Source organism: Gordonia sp. ABSL11-1, assembly GCF_030315685.1.
Taxonomy (GTDB): Bacteria; Actinomycetota; Actinomycetes; order Mycobacteriales; family Mycobacteriaceae; genus Gordonia.
Map to the genome: position 1 here is coordinate 1 of NZ_JASXSI010000085.1, position 987 is coordinate 987.

General features: G+C 61.2%; 1 protein-coding gene. It reads left to right on the top strand.

The genetic code is table 11. From position 1 onward, the window contains the following. A partial coding sequence (locus QSJ19_RS26555; RefSeq protein ID WP_286324052.1) for an MCE family protein occupies nt 1-987 on the top strand: 987 nt, incomplete at both ends.

Below are 987 nucleotides of genomic sequence, written 5' to 3' on the forward strand. Positions count from 1 at the left end.
GCTGACGAAGGATGGCGTTGATGTGAAGCTGGAGTTGAATTCGGGGGGTCCGGAGATTCCGGCGTCGGCGACGGCGGTGGTGGCGAATCGGTCGGCGATCGGTGAGCAGTTCGTGGATTTGCAGCCGACGTCGTCGGAGGGTCCGTATTTGTCGGATGGGTCGGTGATCACGAAGTCGTCGGTGCCGCCGCCGTTGGAGGATGTGGTGTCGTCGGCGATTGATTTCACGTCGTCGATTCCGATTGATGATCTGCATACGGTGATCACGGAGTTGGGTAAGGCGTTCAATGGTCAGGGTGAGAATCTGACGCGGTTGACCGAGTCGTTGTCGAAGTTGTCGCGGGCGGGTTATGACTCGTTGGATGAGACGATTTCGTTGATTCGGAATTCGAATGTGGTGTTGGCGACGCAGGCGGATCAGTCGGATGCGATTGTGTCGTGGTCGCGGAATCTGGATGTGATCACGGCGACGTTGGCGGCGTCGGATCCGGATCTGCGGCGGTTGTTGACGACGGGGACGGCGTCGGCGACGCAGATCTCGGCGTTGTTGCAGCAGTATGGTGGCGACATCTCCACTGTCGTCAAACAACTCGCCGGCACCTTGCGTACCGTCGAGCCCGCCTCGTTCGCGACATCGGCGACCTTCGCCATGCTCTCCGCGTTGTCGGCGGGGAGTCACACCCCGGCGCCCGGTGACGGGCAGATCCATTTCGGTGTGGTGTTGGAGACGAACAATCCTGCGGCGTGTACGCGTGGCTATGAGAGCACCACTGCGATGGTGCAGAAGCGCAAGCGTGAGGATCCGTCGTTCGACATCCGGTACGACGATTTCCCGTTCAACACGGATGCGAAATGCACCGTGCCGGTGGGTAACCCGACGGGTGTGCGCGGTGCGGCCCGTGCGCCGCTGTCGAATCCGGCCTATAGGCAGCCGTGGGATTCCACTCCGAAGAAGGATCCGGACAAGCTCAACCTCAACCCGCTGGC